Here is an 18,010-nt window from a genome sequence, read left to right as displayed (position 1 = left end):
TCAACCGATGTATGAAGGCATTCACGGACAACCATCCCTGTGCCCGGGAAACCGCATGATATGGCAATGGCTTGTGCGGTGCGCCGCGTTCTTCTATCTTCTTGGTGCGGCGACGACCGCAGTTGGCGAACCACTGTTTGGAGCCGGCTCTCCCTGGAACCGTAAGGTGCCAGCGACTGCAACAATTGGTTCAACGAATGTCGCGGCCGGTCTACCTGTCGGCCTGGATACCTGGGATCCCAGCGGTAACTGGGTTGTTCCTTTCTACACGACAACGGAAGCCGATCCGAAGGTGCGTCTCCTCTACAATTCCCAAGCCTGGGCTGCGGTGCATGCAGGAGCCTGGCGGCGGTCGGGCAACGATGCAAGCGTCGAGGCGGCAATTCTAGCGACGTCTTCCGACATCTTTCCCGGCCATGGCAACGTCTTTTCATCGACCTCGGCCTCCGACTGGGTCACGCCGACATCCTACCGCAGGGCACCCCCGGCAATGATGGCAGGAGCGACGTTCCATGTGCCCGCTTCCGGTTTTCGACCTGCCGCCGGAGCGGATGGACACATGGCGGTGCGCCAGCCATCGGGAGACGTTCTGGAAACATATGGTACTATCGTCCTGTCCGATCGCACCATCGTCGCACTATCCTATGCGACTACCGACGCCAGTGGGTCTGGAGATGGCGACGGAGGACAAAGCGGCCAGACGGCATCGATGTTGCCCAGCTATGCGGGAGCGGTCCTCGACAGCGAAATCGGATCAGGCGTCAATCACGCAATGGCCATTACTGTCCCGCCAACGCTGCTGGCGCCGCAGTTTGTTTATCCCGCCTATGCCTTCGATCGCGATGCTCTGACCAATCCACTCCCCTACTCGGGCGTCCTGCCGATGGGAACGAGGCTTGCGTTGCCTGCGGATATCAGGGTCAGTGATCTGCACCTGATCACGGCTGCGGGCAGAAATATTGCAACTGCGGCGCAACAATATGGCTTTCTCATCGTCGATCGCGGAGGCCGGGGTATTACGATCCGCGTCAGACCAGCGGCAAAGCCGTCGGTCCCTGCCCTTCATGCCTTTGACGCGCAGTTGAACCACGACCTTGAAGAGATATTCGCCCGTCTCAGGGTCGTCGTGTTTTGAGTGGCAGCTATTGGATGGCGACCGTCGGTTCGAACAAGGCGAGATAGTACCGGAGATAAAACGCCCGTAAGTCGGCCCCGCTGCCTTTCAACGCACTCGAGTAGGACTGCAAAAGTGGCACGGTGGACGATGGCTGCAGTCCGCGCAGCTTTGCCGAGCTTGCGGCGGTTATGCTCCACCTTCCGAGCGAACAACAATCAATTTTTGTAGGTGCCGCGCACGTTCTGATACCGCTTATACGGATGACCCATACCAGGTTCGGCCCCGTTTTTTATTGAGGTGCGGCCTGCTGCAGCCCGGCGCTGGTCGATGCGCCAAGTTCGGAGGAGCCGAAATGCGGGGGCACGGGCCGTAAGCTTGACCGTCACCGCGCCGCCCGCACCATGGACTTGGCAATCTCGACGATGTCATCACGCGACGCGGTCGGGTCTTCCCGGTTCCAGGCAATGCCGAGCCCAATCCTGAAATCGATCCCCCTCACCTTCTTCAGGACAAAGGTGCGATTGGGAATGTCCTTCGTCCATTCCGGCGCAAAACCGATACCGAGACCGGCGGAGACGAGTGACACGAGCGAATAGGTGTCATCGCAGCTATAGGCGATGTTCTTCGTCAGATCGTATTCCTCGAACTTCTCATTGAAATAGCGCTCCGTAAAAGAAAGGTTCTGACGATTGAAGGCAATGATCTTCTGGTCGCGCAGATCCTCGATCGAGATCTCGTCGCGAAGAGCCAGTGGACTGCTCTCTGCCACGGCCAGCAGGTACTTCTCATGGGCAACCGAGAAGAAGCGCAACGATCCGATGTTTTCGACGGGGCGGATGAAGCCAAGATTGATCTGCCCTGTCTCCAGACCACGGATGATATCGCTGGTATTGCCCGAGGCGATATGGATTCGGACATCTGGAAACTTATGCGCGATCTTGCCCAGGAACACCGGCAGCATGCCCATGGTGGCGGGATAGACGGTTCCGATCTTGATCTGACGAATACGACTGCCGCCGGCGGCCCGTGTCAGTTCGGCGGTCAGGTCCATTTCGCTCAAGATCCGGACCGCCCGATCATAGAAGGTGGCCCCTGCCCTTGTCAGCTCGACCCGGCGGGTCGAGCGGATGAACAGTGGGCAACCCAGTTCCTTCTCCAGCGCCATGACATGATTGCTCAAAGCCGGCTGGGCGATGCACATCTTCGCCGCCGCACGACCGAAATGCAGCTCCTCGGCAACGGCTTTGAATAAGGAAAGTTGGCGAAGTTCCATGGCCTGGCAGCTCACGTTGAAAATATCTGAATTTAAGATAACTGAAAATCAGATATAACGAAACACCCATCTCTTCGAAGGTGGGTGTTTCATGGTAAAGACTCTGGGTAGCGAAAGACACAAGGCTCTTATCGAACTGCTCGTTAGAAGCCGGGAGACAGCCGGTCTCACGCAAGCGGACTTGGCAGCCGGACTCGGCGAATACCAGTCCTTTGTTGCTCGCTTGGAGAGTGGCCAGCGTCGGGTAGACGTTGTTGAGTTTTTGGTACTGGCAGACCTGCTCGGCTTCGACGCCGTTGAAGCGCTTCGAGATATTGCGCGAATTCCCGCACACTGAGGCGAATGGTCGCTACGCTCAGGTGTCCGCGTTCGGAAGATGCTTTTCGCGACCGAGAAGACAACCCCGTCCACTACGCCGGAATAGTGGTGCCCGCCGAGACGTTCATTGCTCGTGCCAGCCACTGAGGTATAACCGCTCCGCCATTTCCTTGCCTCGCTCGGCTGCGGCTACGGGGCCCTCCTCCAAGCTCCGGTCCAGTCGGGTCAAAACCTGGAACCCGACGTGCAGGGCCAGATCACTCAGCCTCCTCACCCGTCTTTGGAAACAGCTGTGTGATGTTCGAACCGTTCGACATGAGCGCTACCTTCTTCGTGCGAAGGTTGGTTTCGCCGCCCGTCTTCAAGATCGCAGCAAAACCTTCACGCTGGCGATAATAGTCGGGCTTGGCAGGCAAATGCAGATCAAACTCCCCAAGCAATCGGTCGATAAGATCAAGCGCCTTGCTCGCCAGTTCCGCGTAGCCCTGCTGGCGTCTTTCGAAGAACCTATCGTAGCCAGGGCTTGCAAGATCAAGGGAATCCAGCGCGTGCGAGAGGTTGCTTACCCTGTTGGAGAGCCACATGATCTCATCGGACAGCTCATCGCCAAACAGGGCCCAGTCGGCATCCCTGGGCAAGGCGAAGACTGGCTCCAGCGCGTGAAACGCAAATTCCCCCTCGTCCATCGGATTGAACGCTGGGCTGTCATGAACAGCAGCGTAGCTGGCACCGACAAAATCATCCAGAGCCAATACAGTCAGCATCGCCAGGCTCCTGGCCCCCGCCCCGGAACCGCGGCTGCGTGCACCTTGGATCGCGGCAAGTGTAAGAGCCCCGGCCGCGAACGAGCCACAACCAATCACGGCTCCCATTGCCATGATGACCTGGGTGGTTTCGAAGAACTGCGTCAATAGTCACCTCATTGAGTGGGAGATGTGGATTGCATCAAGAAGGACGCGCAGACGGAATCAGCACTTTCCGGTCCAGTGTGCCTTGAACTGAGAAGATAAGAAACTCTGTCTCCTGACCGATCCGGTCGCCATCGAGCAGCCTGACAACATCGTCGATCCCGCCGACTGCTGTGCCGTTGATCGCCAGCACCAGATCGCCTTCCTGAAGCCCAGCCCGCTCCGCCGGGCTATCCGGTTCGATGCGTCTTATCCGCACCGAAGTCGTCTGTGTAAGGCCCGCGTTCAAAGCGATCCTTCGATGCAGGTCAACCGTGTCGGCTGCAATGCCAATGTAGCCTCGGCGAACACGTCCGAACCGCAGCAATTCCGATACAACGTAATTCGCCGTATTGGACGCGACCGCGAACGCGATGCTCTGCGCCCCGCGAATAACGGCCGTATTGACGCCGATGACCTCACCCGAGGAGGACACCAGCGGCCCGCCGGAGTTGCCAGGATTGAGGGCCGCATCCGTCTGGATGACGTCATCGATCAATCGGCCATTGGACGCCCGCATGGAACGGCCGAGCGCTGAGACGATACCGGCGGTCACCGTCCATTCGAAACCAAGAGGATTTCCGATCGCAATAGCGACATGCCCGCGCCGCAGCCGCCTGGAATCGCCAAGCCGGGCCCATGCGCCAACGCCAGTGTTCGCACGGATAAGGGCGATATCGGTGTCGGGATCACGACCCAGGACCCGGCCTTCGGTCGTCAAGCCTTCCGCTGTCTTGATGCGTACCGTTTTGGCATCATCGACCACATGGTTATTCGTGACGATGAGACCGTCGGGAGAGATGGCAAAGCCTGAACCATGTCCACCTCTGCCCTCCATTCGCTCTATGCGGCTGACGGCCGGTCCGACAAGATCCACCGCACCGGCGACCGTTTTGGAATAGATGTCAGTCAGCTCCACCTCATCGGCGGAGACAGTATTCCCATCAATGATACCCATGCTGTTCCTGGACGCTGTCAAGCGTCTTTGGCTGAGGACCGGCAGCCGCTGCGTTGCGAGGAGCTGTCAGCCAATGATTAATGTTGCACATTAAGGTGAGATCGGCAGGCAACCAGTTCAAGGGCGCATGATGATGGCGCCTGAGGTCGCGCTCAATCCGTGCGACTAGACGTTGGCTGAGAGCGCCAGCGCCCGGAGTTGTCTGATTTCGTCTGCGACGAGTAGTAGCGTTGCAGCAAGCAGGGACGTCAGGTACCGCATCGACCTCGGGCACCATCGTCTCGATCTGCGCCAACACCTTGGCGGATACGGGCGCCGCTTTGTTGTTCACCAACAGGGTTTCCTGAAGAGCTTTCGTTGTGGCGATCCCCCGCTCCAGCAGACGGCGGCACTCCAAGGGCGTCACGCTTGAAATCTGGTTGGCCGCGACGATCAACTCGGTGACGAAGTCAGTCGTCTGCGTCACAGGCGTGTCCTCTCGACAATGACCACCTGGATGAGGCCACCTTTCGAACCGGGCATCATGTCCCGGACGCTGGTCAGCGCCGCTATCCGTTCGCCTGAAGACATCACACCGTCAAGTACACCGTCAATCCATGCGGTATTTTCATCCTCATCCCTGAAATCGCTCTGGTGGCGTTGTATCTCCCCGCCACGTTTGCCGGCACGTTGCCCTTGCCGCTTGGCGATATCATACCAGTCGTTGCCTTGCGTCATTGCGTGCCCAGCATCCGTACGTGGTTCCAAAATTCGAGTGGCTTATCGGCCGGAAGCCTCGCAGCTAGCCGTTTTGAACAAGCTATCCAGTCGCCATCTTCGCGACGATGCAATACTACCAGACCAACTTCCGCTTGGTCTCCAGTCATCACTGGTCGAACACGATGCGGTCGGCACCTGACTGGCGCCCCGTCGCCAGAGAGTTGCCAGTCACCGCAGGGTCATTTCATCCCGATTGCTCTTTCCAAGAGCGACCGAGCTCATTGAAAAGGGGGGTCACAATCACGATCTCCATAGTGAGATTGGAGCCACAAGAATGCTGTACCTCTTCCTTGCCATTTGCGTCTTGACCAGCACATTTTTCATTGGGCGTTACTTCGCCGCAAAGACCCGACTGGTCGAAAAGGCAATCGAGGAAACCATTGAGCGAAAGCTGTCGGCGTCGCCGGTGAGCATCGAGCTGATCCGTTTGAGGGAAGAGAACGGCGTTATGCGCAACCTGCTGATCGATATGGTGGAGAACGAGGCTTCGCTTGCAGTCGCAACCAGGATGTCGGAGGTCGAAAGGAACCGCGCCATAAACGCGCGAACGACGCGACGGAAGGAAGTGTTCGGTGAGGCGATACTCGTGCTTCAGCAATCCGATCAAGGACGCCCGGCGCCTGAGAGACAAGCTCCCTGGCGAGCCTAGGAGCGGGTCCTCGTAGCCGCTTCCATGGTCCGGTAGGCGAGGCTGCCTGGATCCGGCTCAGCTCGCGGTTCGCACGTTCCTCGTTCACCTATCAAAAGCCTGGCTGGTTGCCGTTCAAGCCGACGACCACCTCAAAGAGGGTTGATCTCTCAGGGCACCACCATCGATGTTGATCTTAGATGCATGTTTACCAATGCCGCAGATCGGGACGCTAAGCCGGATGCAATTTGTTCTGACTTAACACATGTGCCGTAGCGTCGCCGCATCAGTCGGTGAGGTAAGGCGCATGAAACGGTATGAGATCGAGCAGGCCGGCGAGCACTGGGAGGTGATCGATCGAACATCGGGCTTGCCCTTCAAAGGCGGATCAGCAGGTCCGCAGAGTAGATTGGAAGCACAAGCTCTCGCCGATCTCCGAAACGGTCTGAATATACCGACGCGCGATAAGGTTCGGTCACGCCTCAGCGTAATTCGCCTTACGTGGCGAGCAATTGTTGGCCGGAGCCGATAGCTCGCCTCTTCTCCTTCGCCTTCGGATAGGTGGTTCGCGTTCAAGTGTTTCAGCGGGTCAACCACACCAAGGGCGTGGTGTTGGCGGACAGCCACTCACGCCACAGACGAACGGCACGGCTAGCCCTTCGCCAATCAGTGTCTCACCGACGTCGCGGCCATCAACCGTCAATCTGCCGCAGCTACGGCCATAGTTGCATTTCTTCGTGCCCTCGGTGCCAGGCCGGCAGGAGCAGGCAACAAGTGTAACATCTGTTGAGGCAGCTGCCGCAACCAGCTCATTTAGTCTCTCCGAGGCGCGGTTGCCCAATGCGGCTTCGCGGGAGCACTCTGGTTCGAACTTTTCCGGCGTGTTGAAGCCGACCAGTCGGACCCGCGTTCCATCCTTCAATTTGATCGTATCACCGTCGGTGACCGTAAAGCCCATATTGCCCGACGCTGCTTGAGGAGCGGCGGGCTCCTCAACCGTGGAAACGACCGGGGATCTGCCCGACGTAGCAGTCCCGCGGTCCAAAAGGCTTTCGATAATACCGACGACCAGCACCAATGCCACCAGGACAAGCGTTGCTCTCCCGCTGAGGAACGGAAGGCGGCGCGAATAGCGAGGCCGAAACGGGTTTCGGGGTGGAAGTGGATTGCGGATTCGAAGAGGGTTCTGCGGGAACGGGTTTCTCCCGGTTGGGCTTCGAGGACGACGTCTGATAGCTAGCGAAGGGCGAAATGGCTCCGGGCGGGAACCTTCGGCATCAGCCCGAAACACAGGCGTGACCACCGTCGCCATTGTCAGTCGCCTCAACATGGCCAGTTGCTTCTCACTCAGCCTGGTCCGCACACCGTACCGACCAATCTTGTCGCGCATATCAATGAGAAACCGTCGCTGCCACTCGGTTGGTTTCCCGTCGCAGAGGATCTCTTCGATACGGCTTTTGAAGTGAGCAATTTCAGCCTCGCTAAGCATTTCCCATCCCGGTTCGGCGATACGCGACAACCCACATTAGGTTGAAGGCCTTAATAATCGCTCAGACCTCAGATTGAAGTTCCGAAAGCTGAGCAAAAGCCCACGGAGCAGGGGCGCTGGTTTGGGCTTGGCCGCATCATCTGGAACACACATCCGCTACGCCATCCCTGATGATCCTTTTGATCCGTCTACTCGTATCAACTCGCACCGTTACTTAGCATCGACCTCGGAAAGTGAGATCCTCGGCTCTCGTTTGCGATGGGTGCCAGCGAGCTCCAACGGTACCCATCTCGAAGGCAGGGTCTTGTCCCCAAACGCAGGACCCTGTCCTTCTCGCCTTTCTCCAACTTGTCGTTAAGCCACGAGTTAAATTAGGAACCTCTTGCAAAGCAACCTCCGAATGATAGTTTGGCTTTTCAGGGGATATACTTTGACGATAGAAGAACTGATTGATTTGCAGGAAGCTGGGTCACGGGCGCGAGTGCTCGGGCTTGGCTCACACGAAAACCCCTACCTGAAGTCGGACGTGCGACCGTTGGACAACCCGCGCACCCATGAAGACTGGCAGGTTCGCGTCGAAGCCTGGAACTTCGGCTGGGAGGCAGAAGACGCAAGCCGTGAAGGCCGCATGGTGAGCTTCATTTCCAGCCTGATCCGGCACCACGAACGAGGGGCAACCGCGTAGGTCTCCACAGAGCTCGGTAAGGGAGTTCTCTGATGCGCTGGCGGAGGCGCCGACAAGGACACGCTCAAGACCCAGTGACAAGGTGACAGCCCTGCTGGGAGCAAACCAATCCCGCTCTCATGTGATGGCGTCCTGGCCCTGGTCCGGATCTTCCACGATCAACCCGCAAGGGGTCCGCTAGCTCCGCTGCGGCCGCTCGAGGCTTTGCCCTCGCGGTGATCGCGCCCGTCCCCGTGCCTTTTTGGGAGCCATCGAGCGGGATTGGCCCGCTCCCGGATGGAGCTTCTCAAATGTCGCACGATCTTAGTCTCGCACAATCCTACGCCTTCCAGCTTTCCCGCGACCTCATGGTCCCGGTCACCGTCTTCGAAGTCGACGGCGAATACGGTGTCCTTCCGTCTGATGACATCGACGCAAGCGATGACCTTGAGATCATTCACGAATACGAGCCATGGTGATTTATGCTCACCTGCCGATACGCCGCCCGCAGACTGGGCGGTTTGCACATGGTCAGAGGTCGTGGGAACGACACATTTCTGTCTGGAGGTCGATACAGTGTGCCGAAAATCTCGACTGGCTGCCTCGCTGACAAGGCCGACTGCATCTCTTGCGGCAGGCGCCGCATAGCGGAATCCAGAAACACAAAAGCTCCCCGTGGGGAGCTAAGTGTGCATTTATTTCTTTAGGCTCCCAAGCCGCCCGCGCACTTTCGGTAGACCCCCAGGGGTCCTCAACAAGAGAGTGCACAGGGCATATATTTTTGCGGGGAGCTTGGTCAAACCATAATACCAGTCCTCCGGTAATTTCTAGAGGGAACTGCTATGCCCGGTTACCGAGCGGTGGCGGCTCGAATGCCATATAGCCATGGGCGGCTCATTGAGCCGCCCATTCTCTCGTCTGGGACGCCCTGCCTGCCGCTTGCGAGCCGGCGGCTGCAAGGGACGCTGCGCCGCGCCTGATGCTCTGATTGTCGGATCCTGCAATTGCCAGGCGCGCCCTTGCAGCCTTTGCTCTTCGCGGCCTTCCTAAGCTGTCCCGCGATAGTGACGGGAAGAAAAGAGATGAGGGCCGGCCGCCGGTGCGACCGGAAAGACAACATGAAGAGAAACGAAATAGAACGGCTCAAGGACACTGTGGGTTGCCAGGTGTTGCTGGAGACATCCGGGTTCGCCCTCGACGTCAAGGAAAGCACCAGGCGCGCGATCAAATATCGTCGTGGCGGCGAGATCATCATCGTCACGCATTCAGGGCGCGGATGGTTCGATCCTCTCGGCGACGAAAAGGGAGATGTTTTCGGTCTGGTGATCCGCCTGCAAGGCCGCGACTTTCCGCGTGCATGCGCCCTGGTCGCAGAACTTTCAGGTTACCGGGCTACGGAGGAAATCTGGCATGGAGAACACTCCGAGTCCGAAAATCGCGCCTCGATTGCCGAACAGTGGGCACGCCGGCCATCGCCATGGCGGGGCTCGGCCACCTGGCGCTATCTCCGCTGGCAGCGTTCACTACCTGCACCCATCATCCGAGCCGCGATCAGGCAGGGTGTCCTTCGCGAAGGGCCGTTTGGAAGCATGTGGGCGGCCCACATCGACGACCAAGGCAAGGTCAGCGGATGGGAGGGGCGCGGCCCTGAATGGCGTGGCTTTGCGACAGGCGGAGCCAAGATCCTGTTTCGGCTCGGCGCCACCCATGCAACGCGGCTCTGCGTAACCGAGGCCGCAATCGATGCTATGAGCCTCGCCGCGATCGAAGGCATGCGTGACAACACCCAATATCTGAGCACCGGCGGCGGCTGGGCTCCGGCGACTGCGACAGCCCTGCGTGAGCTTGCTGACCGCGCGGATGCGCACCTCGTGGCCGCGACAGATGCCAATTCTCAGGGCGATGCGTACGCGGACCGCCTTCGCCTACTGGCCGAGGATGTCGGCTGCTCGTGGCTTCGGCTCCGGCCGACCTCCGATGACTGGAACGACGTGCTGAAGCAAAGGGAGAAGGACAAGGAAGCAAGAAGGAAGGAGGGGCGAGACGTGTCGCCCTCTCGCCGCTCCGATCAAGCAGACCTTCGTCCGGCTGCGCCAGCACCGAAATGACGAGCCATAGATCGATACCGAAGATCTTCCAAGAAACGGCCAGGCGCCAGGAGATATTCTCGTTCTTCTTCGTCATGGCGCTCGCGGGATGGCAGAGCTTTGCATTTGCGGAAGAGCTTTGTGAAAAACGGCGCCGATTGCGCGACGTTGATGACGAGGTTGCCAGCACGCCGTCGCCTGAATCGTCACATGTTCTATAAGCAGCGCAGCGAATGCATAGCTGCATTGCACAATAAATGTTTTCCAACTGGTCAAAAATCAGGCATAAAGCCTACAGCTAATGCAGATGGCGGTCTTCTCCCAGTTCCGCCGCAGTAGCTGTTCCCCTCTGGAGGTTTTTGACCTTCACACTTTATGGGCCGCGTTTTCGCTGGCCCATTTTTTTTGGCCAATGCCTCCTGCGAGGCTGCACGACTAACGCGACAGACGACCATCGTCATCAATGAGCCTGATGCTGCTGGGCAACGCGTTGCTCCATGTCCATAAAACCAAATTGAGATCCTGCGCTGTTGCCCCATGCGCGAAGCTCGAAACGAGCAGTCCCTGATAGCCGGCGAGCGCCAGTCTCCTTGCGAAGACCTGCGTTTGTGCCGCTCCGTGTGCCTTCATCTCGTCGCGCCATGCCGGATCGGCAAGCGCGGCCGGATTGATACCTTCGGCATCCAGGGCATCACGGTTTCGGCAATCGAAGACGCGTTCCACTTCCGCTTCGTAAGAGACAAGCGTGGTGGGTTGCAGGGCTCCTACCTGGTTGGCTTCGCGCAATGCCGTCATCACCGACAATGATGTGTAGAGTGCTGGAGTTCCTTTTGCGTTGAAGCGACCACCATAAAGCTCTGCTCCACGACCAGATAGCGGCTCGCGTGCGTGCACCGGGTTCAATGCCCGATAGAGAGTTCCCTTGAAATGCATCTAGGCGATCACGCGTGGATGCCAGCGTCGACAGCGTCGATATAGTCAAGAACGTCGTCGGCGCGACCGTCCCTCACCAGTTGCATAGCCGTCAGGCCAGAAAAACCAGGCAGTGGTTCCGACCGATACCAGGCGTAAGCCATCAGAGCCGAGCCGAAACGTGGCTCGACTTTGTTGATGATCTCAGCGACTTCACGCAGGCGCCGTTGCGTCTTGTCCGAACGAATGCGATCCTTGCGTTGGATAGCATCCCGCCCCAAGCCCGCCGTACGGGCAATTTCCTCGCTTGTCGTGCGCAGAGCCTCCGCGAATTTGCGCGGCGAGAAAATGCCCCCATCTGCATATTGTGCAAGACTCATATCGCCACCTCTCAATCTCCGTTGCCGAAACTATTGACGCAATATAGCGTCAATATGAGTGTTTTACAAATGGGGAGGCCGGATGAATAGGAAAGTGATAAACAGAAGAAGTCGCTAGCAGCGGTGCCGGTCAGCGTCGCCGAAGCTCAATTGCGACCTGCTCATCCCGGCTACTCGCCCATCGCAGGACTTCAAGTCCCGCGTGCGCTTCGCAGCAGGGCTGCTCGGTCGCAGTTGCGCCGACCCGGCTACCCCAGCGCTTCGGGAGATGTCTTCGCAAAGGAAGAAGACAGGAAGGAGCGGCAACCGAGCCGCCCCGCATCCCAAAGGAGCGTTTCAATGCACATTATCACGATCGACCCGCGCGCCTTGAGCGACAACCCCGACGATATCAGGCGCTCGAAGTCCAATCCGCAAGCCGACGCCTTGCTGCTTGCCACCGTGAAAGCTGTCGGCATCATCCAGCCCCCCGTGGTCTCGCCGCAGCTAGACGGCGGAAACGGCTATGTCATCCAGGCCGGTCACCGGCGCGTGCAGGCCGCGATCTGCGCGGGCTTCGAACAAGTCGAGGTCCTCGTGAAGGAGGCCTCCGACGACAACGGTGCCATGCGATCGATGGTCGAAAACATTGCGCGTGAACCACTAAACCCGGTCAATGGCTTGGTATCGAGCGCCTCGTTGCGCTCGGCTGGACTGAGGAAGCAATAGCGGTCGCTCTCGCTCTTCCCGTTCGCCAGGTCCGCAAGCTCCGGCTGCTTGCCAACGTCCTGGCCGCGATGCTCGATCAGATGGCCAAGGGCGATATGCCCAGCGAGCAACAGCTTCGCACGATTGCGGCCGCCTCGCTCGAGGATCAGAAGGAGGTCTGGAAGGCCCACAAGCTGAAGAAGGGCGACACGGCGCAATGGTGGCAGATTGCCAATAGCCTGTCGAAGACCCGCATGTTCGCCCGCGACGCGAGCTTCGGCGACGATCTTCGCGAGGGCTATGGCATCGAATGGGCCAACGACCTCTTCGGCCCGGCCGACCAAGAGGCCTCGATGAACGCCGACAACGAGGTCACCGGCGCGCTCGACGATCACGAGGCCGATTACGGGATCGCAGGCGAGTAACCTCGCCGGACTTACGTGATCCAGTGCCGTCGGCGCTTGCACGGCGGCGGCACTTCGCACCTCACGACGTCTTATGCCGACGGCATCCGGTATTGGACCGCCCATCGCCGGAGGGAAACCGCAGGCATGGGACATCGGAGGGCCAAGCGGCCTCGGCCGAACACGCCGAGTTGGGAAAGGCCTGGAGCGACGGGGGCTTGAACATTTTCCTTGTTGCCGACGATTGCGTGAACCCGTGCCGGTCTGTCCTTCGGTTTGGCTGTGGTCTGAACCAGCGTCCGTTCGCTTCAAGGCCGCGTTCCGCGCCGCGTGGCGGCCGGATCCCTTCGTCCTGCGCAGAGCAGATCCGCTTGGCTGTCGCAGGGCTACGCCCGCTCGCCCGCACATCGGCTCCGCTGGTCCTGCCGCGCCCGGGCCTTGAAGCGCCCGTCTTCCGCCGGTTCGGGGCGACCGCACCGAAGGGCAATCCGGCACCGGGCCGGAACCACTTCGGGATGAAAGGAAATGACATGGCCGCCAAGCCCCCAACCAATCCCCGCCAATCCGCCCGCCCGACTGGTCGCATTGTCCAGCTCCGCAAGGGCGCCACCATCGAGATGGTCCGGCTGACATGCCCGGACATCGATCAGGCCCTCAAGATCGCCGAGAGCTTCGGGAATGCAATCGTCGACAGCGACGGGATCCGCGATCTTCACGAGCGCCTGATCAACGAGACGGCCGATGCTCTCAGCGAAGGTCTGGGCGAGCGCGCCATGCAGATCCACCTGCAGCGGATCGTCGGTGCATTCGTCGGCTCGGCGCATGGTGCCGGCCAGTTCTACAGCAAGGCGGTCACCGAGGCGCGCGATGCCACGGCCAAGGCCGCAAACGACGCCCGGGACGAGGATCTTGACGGTCCCGTCGGCTATGACAGCACCGCCCACCGCAAGCGCGAATTCGCAGCCGACATGGGGATCCAGGCCCACGCTCTGCGCATGGCGTCGGAAGGCGCCGTTGATGCATACAGGCAGATCGTCGGCGACAGCTGGAAGCCCTTTGACCGTCCGGTTGAAAACCCCGGTCATTCCGTCGACCGCAGGGCGGCCGCGGCACAGATGTCTGCCTTCGAATGACAGCATCACGGCGGGGCTTCGGCTCCGCCATCTCAATTGATCCAAGGTCGGTCCTTTCGGGACGGCCCCTTCTCTTTTGGCTTTCTCAGGAAAGAAGAGGAGGAGAGGATTTTGGTCTGACCATGCGGTCCGTCTGGGGCTTCGGGCCTGCAGGAGCCGCCGGCCGCACGCAACGCCTTCGCCGTCCTCCACTTCGTTCCGGCCGTTCCGGTGCATGTTGCCGGCTCGTTGGCTCCTGCCCATGGCCTCCGCGACGGGGCCGCGATTGGCGCGGCTCCAGAAGAGTGGAGAAGACAAATGAACAAGAAAGTCGAAAGTCAGCGCACCGATATCTATTCACGCATTACTGACCGTATCCTGGAGGAGCTTGCCAAAGGCGTGCGTCCCTGGATGAAACCATGGAGCGCTGCAAACGCCGGCGGCCGGATCACCCGACCGCTCCGCCACACCGGACAGCCCTATTCCGGCATGAACGTGCTTCTTCTCTGGTCAGAACAGATGTCACGTGGCTTCGCCTCGTCGACGTGGATGACGTTCAAGCAGGCGCTCGAGCTTGGCGCGGCCGTGCGAAAGGGGGAGACCGGATCGACAGTGGTGTTCGCCAGCCGCTTCACCAAGTCGGAGGCTGATGGAAAAGGCGGCGAGGTCGATCGCGAGATCCCTTTTCTGAAGGCCTACTCAGTGTTCAACGTCGAGCAGATCGGCGGTCTTCCGGATCACTATCATTATCGGCCGGCGCCACCCCAGGACCCGGTCGAGCGTATCGAGCAGGTCGACCGCTTCTTCCGGAATTCCGGCGCGGTAATTCGTCATGGCGGCAATCAGGCATTCTATGCGCCCGGCCCCGATCTCATCGAGATGCCAGCTTTCGAGATGTTTAAGGATCCGGCGAGCTATTATGCCACGCTCAGCCATGAGGCGACACACTGGACGGCGGCAAAGCACCGCCTCGGGCGAGATCTGTCGCGCTACAGCAAGGAAAAAAGCGAGCGTGCCCGCGAAGAGCTGATAGCCGAGCTTGGCAGCTGCTTCCTTTGCGCTGATCTTGGAATCGCGCCGGAACTTGAACCGAGGCCGGACCACGCGTCCTACCTTCAGTCCTGGCTCAAGGTGCTGGCCGACGACAGGCGCGCCATCTTCCAGGCGGCCGCTCATGCCCAGCGAGCCGTTACCTACCTTCATGACCTACAGGTCACCGGAACTGCTCACGTTGCGGCTTGATGCAGGCTTTAAGCGATGTGGGGCTGATCGCACCCGGCAAATCGGCGAGTGCGATCACGTCATTTACAGCAATGCCGTATGGCGTGGTTGTTGGTTTTAGCGTTGCCCAACCTCTTCGAGCGAAATCGAAATTCCGAACGAGGTGGTTGCTGTTCCATTAGCTATCTATCCCAGCGGTTGCTCCGCCTTGTCCATTCTTGACGGAATCGGGCGGGGCGCTACCTTTATCGGGGCTGGAGAATATGCCGATGCCCCCGCGCGTGGATGAAAATTTCCGAATGTTGGCCGAAGCGGTGAATGCCTGGTTCGACTACTACGAAGTCGAACCACACGAGCAGACATACGATGTACTATCGACGGCTGCACTCTCGCTCTTCGACCAAGGCCACCGCAACCTCGACGATCTGTCAACGATGCTGATCGGCACTTACGTGGGCCGATGGGCCGTACTGGTCAATGCGCCTTCATCCGATGGCGTTCACTGAAAAGAGCCTTCAGGGACGAACCGGTCATTTGTCCTTTCTCCAGTCAAGGAAGTGATCAAAATGTCGTACCGAAACATCCTCGCCGAAACGAAGCCTCGCCTGGAGGCGCTGGTAAGCGCGCTCGTGGCGGAAGGCGCCGAGCATAACGCGGTGCTCGATGTCCTTGAGAAGGAGCTCGGCAATCTCCGACAAAAGCAGACAGTCGCATCTATCGATCGTGCCACTGTCGAAGAACCGTCGAACGATTGGCCATCTGCTGAGTGACGATTGCGGTGCCCCTTCTTCCAGTGGAAAGCGCTTACGTGCAAGCGGCGTTTCCAAGCTGAGAAGTGATGGCCCGCCTCTCTTGATCTCAATAGGTCGCCCGCGAGCTATCGGCCATCGGCATCACTGTCGATGCGCTCGAAATAGCCGTGATGTTAAGTCGCCTAGCCTTTGACCACGGATGTCTTGCCAATGGCAGAAAAATGGAAGGAAAGGTCGGTGCGAATTCGCGCCGACTTTTTTGTCGTTCACGATCAAGCTGGACGGACGTTCTCCGCCTTGGATTTTCCGGTCTTTCGATCCTGGCCCAGATCGTAGCTGACATTCTGGCCATCCCGCAGCGACCCGCCCTGGACAGCAGAGATATGCACGAAGACGTCTGGGCCGCCATTGGTTGGCGTGATGAAGCCGAAGCCCTTGTCCTGATTGAAAAACTTTACAGTGCCGTTCGCCACGAACTTCTCCGGTGGTTCAATATTCCTGGTCCGCAGTGATAGACCGAAGGGGATCGCAGGCAAGTAAGGGTGCCATTTGCAGTCCAGTCCTTGAACGATGGCGCCGAGATACGGAACCCACGATCTCCGGCGATCTCAAATCCGAGACCGACGGGATCTCTAGTCGTCAGCATTCACTGACCGCGGCGGCGACCGACGTCCAGAGGCTGATATCATTGGCGGCCCGAAGATCCGACGCAGATCACGATCGCCGCGCCCGTCTTTTGTCGGATTCTACAAGAGACCAGCGGCCCCGTGCACGTTAGATTCCGCGGCGTCGACGCAAGGACGCATGCGCCACGTCGTTGAGAGGGGGTGAACAGACCACTCGCATGACTTCTGCAATATGGCGAGCAACCTCTGCCAGGATGTCCGCGTCCTTTGCACGGGTGGCGGCGCTCCATCTGCGTTCTCGATGGGGCATGTCTGACCGGAAACCAGCTTCGCCTCGCTCGTTATCCCGCAACGGCGGCCCCGGAACTTTCTTCCCCTGACGGCTACGCCGCCATTCCTCGCGGGACAAGAAAGTCCCCGGTCCACCGCCCTTCACGATGTTCCGGCCCTTGGGGTGCGGTCCGATCGTTTCCGATCTTTTCGACTGCCATCGAGGCCGCGAAGGGCGCAGCTTCGAAACAAGCAAAAGGAACTTGAACATGGCTACCATCGGCAACTTCACCAACACCGAAAACGGCTTCTCCGGCTCGATCCGCACTCTCGCACTCAACGTCAAGGCCCGCATCGCTCGCGTCGAAAACCCCTCCGACAAGGGGCCGCACTTCCGCATCTATGCCGGCAACGTTGAGCTCGGCGCAGCCTGGCAGAAGCGCTCTACCGAAACCGACCGCGACTACCTCTTGGTCAAGCTCGACGATCCGAGCTTCCCGGCTCCGATCTTCGCAAACCTGATCGCGGTCGACGGCGAGGAAGACTACCAGCTGATCTGGTCCCGCCCGAACCGGGGCTGACGTGCACAAGGCCCCGCCCGCAAGGCGGGGTTTTCTTTTCCCATTGGAAGCCAGAGGCAGGCATCGAGCCAGCCTCCGGCTTTCCTGGTGCCGCACGAGAGGTGAGGTCTGCTCGGACCGAGCGAGGGTGCCGTGACGAGCGTACAGCCTCAAGGACGTCCGGTTCCCCCAAAATGCTGGCGCATTTCGGCTCCCCCACACGCCGCGCGGCGGTCGCTGTCGCGATCCCTGACCCTGTCCCCTCGCCACGCCCGCGGACGTCATCTTTCTCAAACATCAGGAGTTGACGACGATGACAATCGAACAGCACATCGAGGAACTGCGCGCTGATTTGCGGAATGCATGTGAGACCTATGAGCGCCGCGCGATCGAGGTCGAGCTTGAGTGCGCTCAGGCAGAGCTTGCAATCATCGTTGCCGAGCAGGATGGACGCCTTGACGTGAAGCCGCCGTTCTAGGCGGACTCCGATGACCGTGACGCCTACGCAATTCCCTGGCGATCACCGGGGGGACGATAGCCCTTCGCGCGCTTCTGGCGGGCAAGGCTGAGAAAGAGATCGACGGCATCTTCTTCCCGTTCGAAATGATGGTTCTTGTGCTGACCATTTTTTCCGATGCGTCCCCATGACCGAACGAGACATGCCTGCCCGAACAACGTCGCCGTGATTTCCAAGGCGTAGTAGCGCGCCATATTCTTCGTGGCATCGGTGCGTTCGACATAGAGATGGTAGGGCTGCGTGATCATGCCGGCAGGATCTTGAATTCTCCTGCCGGCGTCCAACGAGACTTATGAATCAGTTGAAGGGCATCGATTCACATCAGTGAT

The 18,010-nt window shown here is 59.4% G+C and carries 22 protein-coding genes and 1 pseudogene; 13 read left to right on the top strand and 10 right to left on the bottom strand.

What is annotated here, in order from left to right; translation table 11 throughout:
- The first annotated feature begins 166 nt into the window (after positions 1-166).
- Positions 167-1,135: a hypothetical protein gene (locus QTL94_RS16500; protein WP_141683911.1), complete on the top strand. Its 969-nt coding sequence runs from the start codon at positions 167-169 to the stop codon at positions 1,133-1,135.
- Between the two features lie 364 nt (positions 1,136-1,499).
- Here QTL94_RS16500 and QTL94_RS16495 read toward each other — a convergent pair whose 3' ends face one another.
- The gene (locus QTL94_RS16495; protein WP_065690363.1) at positions 1,500-2,390 is read right to left on the bottom strand and encodes a LysR family transcriptional regulator; all 891 of its coding nucleotides are present in this window, start codon (positions 2,388-2,390) and stop codon (positions 1,500-1,502) included.
- A gap of 91 nt (positions 2,391-2,481) precedes the next feature.
- On the opposite strand from QTL94_RS16495, the gene QTL94_RS16490 reads away from it, so the two are divergent.
- A complete protein-coding gene (locus QTL94_RS16490; protein WP_065690362.1) occupies positions 2,482-2,727 on the top strand; it encodes a helix-turn-helix domain-containing protein in 246 nt (81 codons plus the stop codon).
- 238 nt (positions 2,728-2,965) lie between these two features.
- Here the strand turns inward: QTL94_RS16490 and QTL94_RS16485 are convergent, their stop codons facing one another.
- From QTL94_RS16485 to QTL94_RS16470, 4 genes are all read right to left on the bottom strand, one after another.
- Positions 2,966-3,472 (bottom strand): hypothetical protein, encoded by a 507-nt coding sequence (locus QTL94_RS16485; RefSeq protein ID WP_244499432.1) that lies wholly within the window; start codon positions 3,470-3,472, stop codon positions 2,966-2,968.
- A gap of 181 nt (positions 3,473-3,653) precedes the next feature.
- Complete coding sequence (locus QTL94_RS16480) at positions 3,654-4,613, bottom strand: S1C family serine protease (RefSeq protein WP_065690360.1); 960 nt, start codon at positions 4,611-4,613, stop codon at positions 3,654-3,656.
- A complete protein-coding gene (locus tag QTL94_RS16475) occupies positions 4,600-5,079 on the bottom strand; it encodes a hypothetical protein (RefSeq protein WP_065690359.1) in 480 nt (159 codons plus the stop codon). The genes QTL94_RS16480 and QTL94_RS16475 overlap by 14 nt, the downstream gene beginning before the upstream one ends.
- Positions 5,076-5,330 carry a hypothetical protein gene (locus tag QTL94_RS16470; RefSeq protein WP_065690358.1) on the bottom strand — a complete coding sequence of 85 codons (255 nt, stop codon included), beginning with the start codon at positions 5,328-5,330 and terminating at the stop codon, positions 5,076-5,078. The genes QTL94_RS16475 and QTL94_RS16470 overlap by 4 nt, the downstream gene beginning before the upstream one ends.
- 316 nt (positions 5,331-5,646) lie before the next feature.
- On the opposite strand from QTL94_RS16470, the gene QTL94_RS16465 reads away from it, so the two are divergent.
- A complete protein-coding gene (locus QTL94_RS16465) occupies positions 5,647-6,021 on the top strand; it encodes a hypothetical protein (protein ID WP_065690357.1) in 375 nt (124 codons plus the stop codon).
- A gap of 568 nt (positions 6,022-6,589) precedes the next feature.
- Here QTL94_RS16465 and QTL94_RS16460 read toward each other — a convergent pair.
- A complete protein-coding gene (locus QTL94_RS16460; RefSeq protein WP_244499431.1) occupies positions 6,590-7,489 on the bottom strand; it encodes a thermonuclease family protein in 900 nt (299 codons plus the stop codon).
- A 430-nt stretch (positions 7,490-7,919) separates the two neighbouring features.
- On the opposite strand from QTL94_RS16460, the gene QTL94_RS16455 reads away from it, so the two are divergent.
- The 3 genes from QTL94_RS16455 (at position 7,920) to QTL94_RS16445 (ending at position 10,261) form a co-directional block, all read left to right on the top strand.
- On the top strand, positions 7,920-8,174 hold the full coding sequence (locus tag QTL94_RS16455) for a CrpP-related protein (protein ID WP_065690356.1): 255 nt from the start codon (positions 7,920-7,922) through the stop codon (positions 8,172-8,174).
- Between the two features lie 290 nt (positions 8,175-8,464).
- Positions 8,465-8,632: a hypothetical protein gene (locus QTL94_RS16450; protein WP_198928674.1), complete on the top strand. Its 168-nt coding sequence runs from the start codon at positions 8,465-8,467 to the stop codon at positions 8,630-8,632.
- 639 nt (positions 8,633-9,271) lie between these two features.
- Positions 9,272-10,261, top strand: coding sequence for a DUF3991 and toprim domain-containing protein (locus QTL94_RS16445; RefSeq protein ID WP_065690355.1), 990 nt, complete (start codon positions 9,272-9,274; stop codon positions 10,259-10,261).
- 414 nt (positions 10,262-10,675) lie between these two features.
- Here the strand turns inward: QTL94_RS16445 and QTL94_RS16440 are convergent, their stop codons facing one another.
- Together QTL94_RS16440 and QTL94_RS16435 are read right to left on the bottom strand one after the other, a co-directional pair.
- Complete coding sequence (locus QTL94_RS16440) at positions 10,676-11,173, bottom strand: RES family NAD+ phosphorylase (RefSeq protein ID WP_065690353.1); 498 nt, start codon at positions 11,171-11,173, stop codon at positions 10,676-10,678.
- 8 nt (positions 11,174-11,181) lie between these two features.
- The gene (locus QTL94_RS16435; protein ID WP_289802556.1) at positions 11,182-11,532 is read right to left on the bottom strand and encodes an antitoxin Xre/MbcA/ParS toxin-binding domain-containing protein; all 351 of its coding nucleotides are present in this window, start codon (positions 11,530-11,532) and stop codon (positions 11,182-11,184) included.
- Positions 11,533-11,871: 339 nt separating this feature from the next.
- Between QTL94_RS16435 and QTL94_RS16430 the strand changes: the two are divergent.
- The 5 genes and pseudogenes from QTL94_RS16430 to QTL94_RS16410 form a co-directional block, all read left to right on the top strand.
- A pseudogene (locus QTL94_RS16430) lies at positions 11,872-12,566 on the top strand (ParB/RepB/Spo0J family partition protein); the annotation flags it as partial.
- Positions 12,567-13,153: 587 nt separating this feature from the next.
- On the top strand, positions 13,154-13,756 hold the full coding sequence (locus QTL94_RS16425; protein WP_289802593.1) for a hypothetical protein: 603 nt from the start codon (positions 13,154-13,156) through the stop codon (positions 13,754-13,756).
- A gap of 297 nt (positions 13,757-14,053) precedes the next feature.
- The gene (locus QTL94_RS16420) at positions 14,054-14,977 is read left to right on the top strand and encodes an ArdC family protein (RefSeq protein ID WP_065690351.1); all 924 of its coding nucleotides are present in this window, start codon (positions 14,054-14,056) and stop codon (positions 14,975-14,977) included.
- Between the two features lie 278 nt (positions 14,978-15,255).
- A complete protein-coding gene (locus QTL94_RS16415; RefSeq protein ID WP_083199307.1) occupies positions 15,256-15,462 on the top strand; it encodes a hypothetical protein in 207 nt (68 codons plus the stop codon).
- Positions 15,463-15,522: 60 nt separating this feature from the next.
- On the top strand, positions 15,523-15,726 hold the full coding sequence (locus tag QTL94_RS16410) for a hypothetical protein (RefSeq protein ID WP_065690349.1): 204 nt from the start codon (positions 15,523-15,525) through the stop codon (positions 15,724-15,726).
- A gap of 254 nt (positions 15,727-15,980) precedes the next feature.
- Here the strand turns inward: QTL94_RS16410 and QTL94_RS16405 are convergent, their stop codons facing one another.
- A complete protein-coding gene (locus QTL94_RS16405; protein WP_065690348.1) occupies positions 15,981-16,181 on the bottom strand; it encodes a cold-shock protein in 201 nt (66 codons plus the stop codon).
- Positions 16,182-16,873: 692 nt separating this feature from the next.
- On the opposite strand from QTL94_RS16405, the gene QTL94_RS16400 reads away from it, so the two are divergent.
- Positions 16,874-17,185, top strand: a complete 312-nt coding sequence (locus QTL94_RS16400) for a DUF736 domain-containing protein (RefSeq protein WP_065690471.1) — start codon at positions 16,874-16,876, stop codon at positions 17,183-17,185.
- Positions 17,186-17,477: 292 nt separating this feature from the next.
- Complete coding sequence (locus tag QTL94_RS16395) at positions 17,478-17,642, top strand: hypothetical protein (RefSeq protein ID WP_198928673.1); 165 nt, start codon at positions 17,478-17,480, stop codon at positions 17,640-17,642.
- Between the two features lie 23 nt (positions 17,643-17,665).
- Here the strand turns inward: QTL94_RS16395 and QTL94_RS16390 are convergent, their stop codons facing one another.
- Positions 17,666-17,929 carry a WGR domain-containing protein gene (locus QTL94_RS16390; RefSeq protein ID WP_065690347.1) on the bottom strand — a complete coding sequence of 88 codons (264 nt, stop codon included), beginning with the start codon at positions 17,927-17,929 and terminating at the stop codon, positions 17,666-17,668.
- Positions 17,930-18,010: the final 81 nt, after the last annotated feature.

The organism is Rhizobium sp. S96, assembly GCF_030382195.1.
Classification (GTDB): domain Bacteria; phylum Pseudomonadota; class Alphaproteobacteria; order Rhizobiales; family Rhizobiaceae; genus Rhizobium.
Note: the sequence above shows the minus strand (reverse complement) of the source record. Positions and strands in the feature narration are given on the sequence as shown.

Excerpts from the sequence above, each read along its gene's own strand:
- QTL94_RS16495 (WP_065690363.1), bottom strand. The coding sequence starts at position 2,390 with ATGGAACTTCGCCAACTTTCCTTATTCAAAGCCGTTGCCGAGGAGCTG.
- QTL94_RS16490 (WP_065690362.1), top strand. The coding sequence starts at position 2,482 with ATGGTAAAGACTCTGGGTAGCGAAAGACACAAGGCTCTTATCGAACTG.
- QTL94_RS16485 (WP_244499432.1), bottom strand. The coding sequence starts at position 3,472 with ATGCTGACTGTATTGGCTCTGGATGATTTTGTCGGTGCCAGCTACGCT.
- QTL94_RS16480 (WP_065690360.1), bottom strand. The coding sequence starts at position 4,613 with ATGGGTATCATTGATGGGAATACTGTCTCCGCCGATGAGGTGGAGCTG.
- QTL94_RS16470 (WP_065690358.1), bottom strand. The coding sequence starts at position 5,330 with ATGACGCAAGGCAACGACTGGTATGATATCGCCAAGCGGCAAGGGCAA.
- QTL94_RS16465 (WP_065690357.1), top strand. The coding sequence starts at position 5,647 with ATGCTGTACCTCTTCCTTGCCATTTGCGTCTTGACCAGCACATTTTTC.
- QTL94_RS16460 (WP_244499431.1), bottom strand. The coding sequence starts at position 7,489 with ATGCTTAGCGAGGCTGAAATTGCTCACTTCAAAAGCCGTATCGAAGAG.
- QTL94_RS16450 (WP_198928674.1), top strand. The coding sequence starts at position 8,465 with ATGTCGCACGATCTTAGTCTCGCACAATCCTACGCCTTCCAGCTTTCC.
- QTL94_RS16445 (WP_065690355.1), top strand. The coding sequence starts at position 9,272 with ATGAAGAGAAACGAAATAGAACGGCTCAAGGACACTGTGGGTTGCCAG.
- QTL94_RS16440 (WP_065690353.1), bottom strand. The coding sequence starts at position 11,173 with ATGCATTTCAAGGGAACTCTCTATCGGGCATTGAACCCGGTGCACGCA.
- QTL94_RS16435 (WP_289802556.1), bottom strand. The coding sequence starts at position 11,532 with ATGAGTCTTGCACAATATGCAGATGGGGGCATTTTCTCGCCGCGCAAA.
- QTL94_RS16425 (WP_289802593.1), top strand. The coding sequence starts at position 13,154 with ATGGCCGCCAAGCCCCCAACCAATCCCCGCCAATCCGCCCGCCCGACT.
- QTL94_RS16420 (WP_065690351.1), top strand. The coding sequence starts at position 14,054 with ATGAACAAGAAAGTCGAAAGTCAGCGCACCGATATCTATTCACGCATT.
- QTL94_RS16415 (WP_083199307.1), top strand. The coding sequence starts at position 15,256 with ATGTTGGCCGAAGCGGTGAATGCCTGGTTCGACTACTACGAAGTCGAA.
- QTL94_RS16410 (WP_065690349.1), top strand. The coding sequence starts at position 15,523 with ATGTCGTACCGAAACATCCTCGCCGAAACGAAGCCTCGCCTGGAGGCG.
- QTL94_RS16400 (WP_065690471.1), top strand. The coding sequence starts at position 16,874 with ATGGCTACCATCGGCAACTTCACCAACACCGAAAACGGCTTCTCCGGC.
- QTL94_RS16395 (WP_198928673.1), top strand. The coding sequence starts at position 17,478 with ATGACAATCGAACAGCACATCGAGGAACTGCGCGCTGATTTGCGGAAT.
- QTL94_RS16390 (WP_065690347.1), bottom strand. The coding sequence starts at position 17,929 with ATGATCACGCAGCCCTACCATCTCTATGTCGAACGCACCGATGCCACG.